At 59.3% G+C, this 6,705-nt stretch carries 5 protein-coding genes; 4 read left to right on the plus strand and 1 reads right to left on the minus strand.

Annotated features, from left to right (window positions below):
• Window positions 1–77: 77 nt before the first annotated feature.
• On the minus strand, window positions 78–1,175 hold the full coding sequence (locus tag ABLV11_RS17305) for a glycerol dehydrogenase (RefSeq protein ID WP_004115678.1): 1,098 nt from the start codon (window positions 1,173–1,175) through the stop codon (window positions 78–80).
• Window positions 1,176–1,770: 595 nt separating this feature from the next.
• On the opposite strand from ABLV11_RS17305, the gene dhaK reads away from it, so the two are divergent.
• The 4 genes from dhaK to ABLV11_RS17325 all read left to right on the plus strand — a co-directional run bounded on the left by dhaK (window position 1,771) and on the right by ABLV11_RS17325 (window position 6,633).
• The gene (gene dhaK, locus ABLV11_RS17310; protein ID WP_224330793.1) at window positions 1,771–2,841 is read left to right on the plus strand and encodes a dihydroxyacetone kinase subunit DhaK; all 1,071 of its coding nucleotides are present in this window, start codon (window positions 1,771–1,773) and stop codon (window positions 2,839–2,841) included.
• Window positions 2,842–2,851: 10 nt separating this feature from the next.
• Window positions 2,852–3,484 (plus strand): dihydroxyacetone kinase subunit DhaL, encoded by a 633-nt coding sequence (gene dhaL, locus ABLV11_RS17315; protein ID WP_004115682.1) that lies wholly within the window; start codon window positions 2,852–2,854, stop codon window positions 3,482–3,484.
• A 10-nt stretch (window positions 3,485–3,494) separates the two neighbouring features.
• Window positions 3,495–4,916, plus strand: coding sequence for a dihydroxyacetone kinase phosphoryl donor subunit DhaM (dhaM, locus tag ABLV11_RS17320; protein WP_126489574.1), 1,422 nt, complete (start codon window positions 3,495–3,497; stop codon window positions 4,914–4,916).
• A gap of 67 nt (window positions 4,917–4,983) precedes the next feature.
• Window positions 4,984–6,633 (plus strand): glycerone kinase, encoded by a 1,650-nt coding sequence (locus tag ABLV11_RS17325; protein WP_049591528.1) that lies wholly within the window; start codon window positions 4,984–4,986, stop codon window positions 6,631–6,633.
• Window positions 6,634–6,705 lie beyond the last annotated feature (72 nt).

Consider the following 6,705-nt stretch of genomic DNA (forward strand, 5'->3'; position numbering starts at 1 on the left):
AACCCCTCCGGCGGTAACCGCCAGAGGGGGATAAAACGCCCCTTCTCATTAACGAGGCGGGACAGGACGACGCTAAATTAACGCGCCAGCCACTGCTGTCCAAGCAGGTCGGCGGTCAGAATTGCCGCATGCACGCTCTGCGCGCTGACCGGGAACGGCATGTTATGGATGGTTTCGCCTTCCGCACAGGTCGCTTTTGCTACCGCCTGAATTTTCTCGTCGATGCCCTCTTTAACGCCCATTTGCGCCAGCGTGACCGGCAGGCCGACGGTATGGCAGAAGTTCAGCACCGTTTCGATCTCTTCCATCGGGCTATTTTGCAGCACCAGCTGCGCCAGGGTACCAAACGCGACTTTCTCGCCATGGTACAGGTGGTGGCACTCTTCGAGGATGGTGAAACCATTGTGAATGGCGTGCGCGGCGGCCAGGCCGCTGCTTTCAAAGCCGATTCCGCTAAGGTAGGTATTCGCTTCAACGATGCGTTCCAGCGCATCGGTCACCACTCCGGCCTGAGCGGCGAGGCGGGCCTTTTCGCCTTCCGCCAGCAGCGTATCATAGCACAGGCGCGCCAGGCTCAGCGCCGCCGCCGTCGACTGGCCGCCGGCCATGCTGGTGGCTCTGGCGTCATAGCAGGCCCTGGCTTCAAACCAGGTTGAAAGCGCATCGCCCATCCCGGCCACCAGCAGGCGTACCGGGGCTTTAGCGATAATCGTCGTATCCATCACCACCATGTCCGGATTTTTCGGGTAAATAAGATACTCTTCAAATTCACCGGCTTCGGTATAAATAACCGACAACGCGCTGGTTGGCGCATCGGTGGAGGCAATCGTCGGGATCACCACCACCGGCAGCTTCTGGTAATAGCCTATCGCTTTCGCCGTATCGAGCGTCTTGCCGCCGCCGATGCCCACCACGCCGCGGCAGCCGTGCTGCTTCAGAATGGCGATCAGGCGATTGATCTCAACGTGGCTGCACTCGCCGTTGAAGCGCTCCGCATGGCAGCTGATATTGTGGCTATGCAAACCGTTCAACACTTTCTCACCCGCCAGCTTCATCACGAAGTCATCGGCAATCACGAAAAAGCTGTCCGCCAGGTTTTTAGCGTACTCGCCAAACAGCGTGGATGCATCCGGTCCCTGGAGATATTTGGCTGGAGATTGAATAACTTTTAGCATTCCGTTCACCCTCAAATAAGTGCATGTTTTGACACGATGTGCCCCGGTATTTCCCCGTCCGGCCTGGTATTAAAAGCGGGAACAAAAGCGCTACCTGAGCGATGTCATCACTGTAGGGCGAGCCGCGGGCAAAAAAATGTTTCCCCTTTTTGTCCCGATATGAAACAGGGTGCACATTTTATCGTTTCATATTGAAACATGAATTCATATGAAACGACGGGATTGCGATCTCGATCCGCTCGTTGAGCGCAAAACAAGCGGAAAAAGTGGATGAAGTACGGCGTTTTTCGCCGCTACTGGCGCCTGGAGAGGTAAAATTTTTTCTCCCCCCGCGTCTGGCAAGTATGTGAAGTGAGATGAAATAGTCGCCCTGGCTCGCATTTTTCGATTTCTCCCGGCAAAAGCGTTTCATAACGGAACAAAATTCACCGTGCGCGTTTCGTAATGAAACTCATTTTATGGCAATTTTTTTTCCCGTTAACTCAGCCAGAATCAATACATCGCCCGATATCGCATATCGACAGGCGATACCCCTACACGATGACCGCTTCCGTCAGCAGAGAGGCCGCATCGAAACTCCGATGGAGAATAAACAATGAAAAAACTGATTAACCGTGTCGAAGATGTCCTGAGTGAACAACTGGCGGGCCTGGCAAAAGCGCACCCTGAACTAACGCTGCATCATGATCCGGTCTACGTCACCAGCGCCGATGCACCGGTGGCCGGGAAAGTAGCGCTGCTTTCCGGCGGCGGCAGCGGTCATGAGCCGATGCACTGCGGATATATTGGCCTGGGCATGCTTTCCGGGGCCTGTCCGGGGGAAATTTTCACCTCCCCAACGCCGGATAAAATGTTTGAGTGCGCCATGAACATCGACGGCGGCGAAGGCGTGCTGCTGATTATTAAAAACTACACTGGCGATATTCTTAACTTTGAAACCGCCACCGAGCTGCTACACGAAAGCGGCATCAAGGTCACCACCGTGGTAGTCGATGACGATGTGGCGGTAAAAGACAGCCTCTATACCGCCGGACGGCGCGGCGTGGCCAATACCGTGCTGATTGAAAAACTGGTGGGCGCGGCCGCCGAACGCGGCGACTCGCTGGCAGCATGCGCTGAACTGGGGCGCAAGCTTAACAACCTCGGCCACTCTATCGGCATCGCGCTGGGCGCCTGCACCGTTCCGGCCGCCGGCCAGCCCTCATTCGAACTGCAGGACGATGAGATGGAGTTCGGCGTCGGCATTCACGGCGAACCGGGCATCGACCGCCGCCGCTTCACCTCCCTCGATCGCACCGTTGACGAAATGTTCGATACTCTGCTGGAAAACGGCGCCTATAGCCGCACGCTGCGCCACTGGGACAACGTGAAAGGCGCGTGGCAGGAGGTAACGCAGACCAAGCAGGCGCTGCAAAAAGGCGATCGGGTTATCGCGCTGGTCAACAACCTCGGCGCCACGCCGCTGTCCGAACTCTACGGCGTCTATAACCGTCTGACGCAGCGCTGCGAGGAAACCGGCATCGCGATCGAGCGCAATCTTATCGGCAGCTACTGTACCTCTCTGGATATGGTCGGTTTTTCCATCACCCTGTTAAAAGCCGATGACGAGACGCTGGCATTATGGGACGCCCCGGTTCACACCCCGGCGCTGAACTGGGGAAAATAAGGAGCACGACATGTCATTAAGCAGAACGCAAATCGTTGACTGGCTCTATCGCTGCGGCGATATCTTCACCAAAGAGAGCGATTTTTTGACCGGTCTGGACCGGGAGATCGGCGATGCCGACCACGGCCTGAATATGCATCGTGGTTTTAGCAAGGTGGTGGAAAAGCTGCCTTCGATTGCCGATAAAGACATTGGTTTCATTCTTAAAAATACCGGTATGACGCTGCTGTCCAACGTCGGTGGGGCCAGCGGCCCGCTGTTCGGCACCTTCTTTATCCGCGCCGCTCAGGTGACCCAGGCCCATCAGAGTCTGACCCTGGACGAGCTTTATCAAGCCATCCGCGAAGGCGCGGAAGGCGTGGTGAATCGCGGCAAAGCCGAGCCGGGCGATAAAACCATGTGCGACGTCTGGCTGCCGGTAGTGGAATCGCTGCGCCAGTCCAGCGAACAGCACCTGTCGATCCAAAGCGCTCTTGATGCTGCCTGCGAACAGGCGCAAGCCGCCGTCCAGGCCACCATCGCCATGCAGGCTCGCAAAGGGCGGGCCAGCTACCTGGGCGAACGCAGCATCGGGCACCAGGATCCGGGCGCGACCTCGGTAATGTTGATGGTTCAGATGCTGGCCGCAGCGGCCAAAGAGTAAGGAAAACGCGATGGTAAACCTGGTGATTGTTTCGCATAGCGCTCGTCTGGGCGAAGGTGTCGGAGAACTGGCCCGGCAGATGTTAATGAACGATGGCTGTAAGCTGGCGATCGCCGCCGGAATTGACGATCCCACCAGCTCGATCGGCACCGATCCCATTAAGGTTATGGAAGCCATCGAGTCCGTAGCCGACGCCGATCATATCCTGGTGATGATGGATATTGGCAGCGCCCTGCTGAGCGCCGAAACCGCGCTGGATCTCCTCGATCCGGCCATTGCGGCGAAGGTTCGCCTGTGCGCGGCGCCGCTGGTGGAAGGAACGCTGGCGGCGACGGTGAGCGCCGCCGCCGGGGCCGGCATCGACAAGGTCATCGAAGATGCCATGAACGCGCTGGAGGCAAAACGCGTACAGCTGGGATTGCCATCGCAACCGCAACACGCGGCGTTGACCGCCGCGCCGATCGACGACCGCGATGCGCGCTCGGTTTCCGTGGTGATTCAAAACCACAACGGCCTGCACGTTCGCCCGGCGTCAAAGCTGGTCGCCGCGCTGGCGGGATTCAACGCCGACCTGGTGCTGGAGAAAGGAGGTAAGTGCGTCACGCCCGACAGCCTCAACCAAATCGCCCTGCTTCAGGTGCGCCGTAACGATACCTTAAGGCTGCTTGCTCGCGGGCCGGATGCCGATGCCGCGCTGGCAGCGTTCCAGGCGCTGGCGGCGGAGAATTTCGGCGAGCAAACGGAGGCGGCGTCTGCGACTCAGCCCGCCTGCGCCAATCGCGTACAGGGTAAGGTCGTACTCTATTCCCAGCCGCAGGAGAAGGTCTCACGGGAAAAAGGCGTCGCCATCGGTCAGCAGCAGCTGCGGCTAAAACGGGCCATCGATCGGACGCTGGAAGAGCTTAGCGCGCTGACGACCCTGGCGGAGGCGAAGTTTTCCGCCGACATCGCGGCCATCTTCTCCGGGCATCATACCCTGCTCGATGACCCTGATTTATACGCCGCCGCCTGCGATAGGGTGCGCGACGAGCAATGCAGCGCGGAGTGGGCGTGGCATCAGGTGCTGAACGATTTAAGCCAACAATATCGTCATCTCGACGATCCTTACCTACAGGCGCGCTATATTGATATTGAAGATATTTTGCACCGCACGCTGCGTCACCTTAACGGGAGCAACGAAGTACTACCGCAGTTTGACGGCCCCTCGATCCTCGTGGCCGACGATATTTTTCCTTCTACCGTCCTGCAGCTCGATGCGGAACGGGTGAAGGGGATCTGTCTGCAGGCCGGCAGTGAACTCTCTCACGGCGCCATTATCGCCCGTCAGGCGGGTATCGCGATGCTTTGCCAGCAGAGCGATGTCCTGACCACGCTACAAAAGGGGGAGACCGTCATCCTTGATATTCCCGGCAAGCGCGTGATTCGCGCCTAGCCTGCTCTAACCTTCTCGCCCCGGAGGCTGTCCCCTCCGGGAACTCGCTTAACTTTCAGGATCCGTTATGTCTCAATTCTTTTTTAATCAGCGCGCCAACCTCGTCAATGAAGTGATTGAAGGAACCATTATCGCCAGCCCGTGGAATAACCTGGCGCGGCTGGAAAGCGATCCCGCCATTCGCGTGGTGGTGCGTCGCGATCTCGACAAAAACAACGTGGCGGTGATCTCCGGCGGCGGTTCCGGTCACGAACCGGCCCACGCGGGCTTTGTCGGTAAAGGCATGCTGACCGCCGCCGTCTGCGGCGATCTTTTTGCCTCGCCGAGCGTCGATGCGGTGCTGACCGCCATCCAGGCCGTGACCGGCGATGCCGGTTGCCTGCTGATCGTCAAGAACTACACCGGCGATCGTCTGAACTTCGGCCTCGCCGCGGAGAAAGCGCGCCGCATGGGCTATAACGTCGAAATGCTGATCGTTGGCGATGATATTTCGCTGCCGGATAACAAACACCCGCGCGGTATTGCCGGGACGATTCTGGTGCATAAAGTGGCCGGCTACTTCGCCGAACGCGGCCACAATCTGGCGACCGTGCTGCGCGAAGCGCAGTATGCCGCCAGACACACCTTCAGCCTCGGTCTGGCCCTTTCCAGCTGTCACCTGCCGCAGGATGCGGAAACGACTCCGCGCCATCATCCGGATCAGGCCGAACTGGGGATGGGGATCCACGGCGAACCGGGCGCTTCGGTTATCGCCACGCAGAACAGTGCGGAAATCGTTACGCTGATGGTAGAGAAGCTCAGCGCCGCCCTGCCGGAAACCGGCCGCCTGGCGGTGATGATCAATAATCTCGGCGGCGTATCGATTGCCGAAATGGCAATTTTGACCCGCGAGCTGGCCAATACCCCGCTGCATCAGCGAATTGACTGGCTGATAGGCCCGGCGTCGCTGGTCACCGCGCTGGATATGAAAGGCTTTTCCCTCACCGCCATCGTGCTGGAAGAGAGCATTGAGAAAGCGCTGCTCTCCGCGGTCGAAACCGCCGGCTGGCAGACGCCAGTGCAGCCGCGCGCAATCAGCGTGATGCCCTCGTCGCTGCGCAGTACGCGGGTGGAGTTTACGCCCTCGGAGAATAGCGAGGTTGCAGGCTACGTAGAGCGGGTGACCGGTACGCTATCCGATCTGGAAGCGGACCTCAATGCGCTGGATGCGAAGGTTGGCGACGGCGATACTGGCTCCACTTTTGCCGCTGGCGCACGCGATATCGCCGACTTACTTCAGCGCCGTCAGCTGCCGCTGGCTAACCTCGCCACGCTGTTCGCCCTGATTGGCGAGCGTCTGACGGTTGTGATGGGCGGTTCCAGCGGCGTGCTGATGTCGATTTTCTTTACCGCCGCCGGGCAGAAGCTGGAACAGGGGGCAAGCGTCGCCGAAGCGCTAAACGCCGGTCTGGCGCAGATGAAGTTTTACGGCGGTGCCGACGAAGGCGACCGAACCATGATTGACGCCCTGCAACCGGCGCTGGCGGCGCTGCTGGCCGAACCGGAAAATCTGCAGGCCGCTTTCGCGGCGGCGCAGGCGGGCGCGGATCGTACGCTTCACGCCAGCAAAGCAGGTGCAGGACGCGCATCGTACCTGAACAGCGATAGTCTGCGCGGCAATATGGACCCCGGAGCCCACGCGGTGGCCATGGTGTTTAAAGCGCTGGCGCAGAAATAGTCTCTCTGGCACCGCCCCTGCTCCCGGGGGCGGCGCTTAACGCGCCTTGCCCGGGCTACAGGTTCACCGCCG

The organism is Klebsiella sp. GW_Kp181, from assembly GCF_040062315.1.
Classification (GTDB): Bacteria; Pseudomonadota; Gammaproteobacteria; order Enterobacterales; family Enterobacteriaceae; genus Klebsiella; species Klebsiella oxytoca.

Excerpts from the sequence above, each read along its gene's own strand:
- ABLV11_RS17305 (WP_004115678.1), bottom strand. The coding sequence starts at position 1,175 with ATGCTAAAAGTTATTCAATCTCCAGCCAAATATCTCCAGGGACCGGAT.
- dhaK (WP_224330793.1), top strand. The coding sequence starts at position 1,771 with ATGAAAAAACTGATTAACCGTGTCGAAGATGTCCTGAGTGAACAACTG.
- dhaL (WP_004115682.1), top strand. The coding sequence starts at position 2,852 with ATGTCATTAAGCAGAACGCAAATCGTTGACTGGCTCTATCGCTGCGGC.
- dhaM (WP_126489574.1), top strand. The coding sequence starts at position 3,495 with ATGGTAAACCTGGTGATTGTTTCGCATAGCGCTCGTCTGGGCGAAGGT.
- ABLV11_RS17325 (WP_049591528.1), top strand. The coding sequence starts at position 4,984 with ATGTCTCAATTCTTTTTTAATCAGCGCGCCAACCTCGTCAATGAAGTG.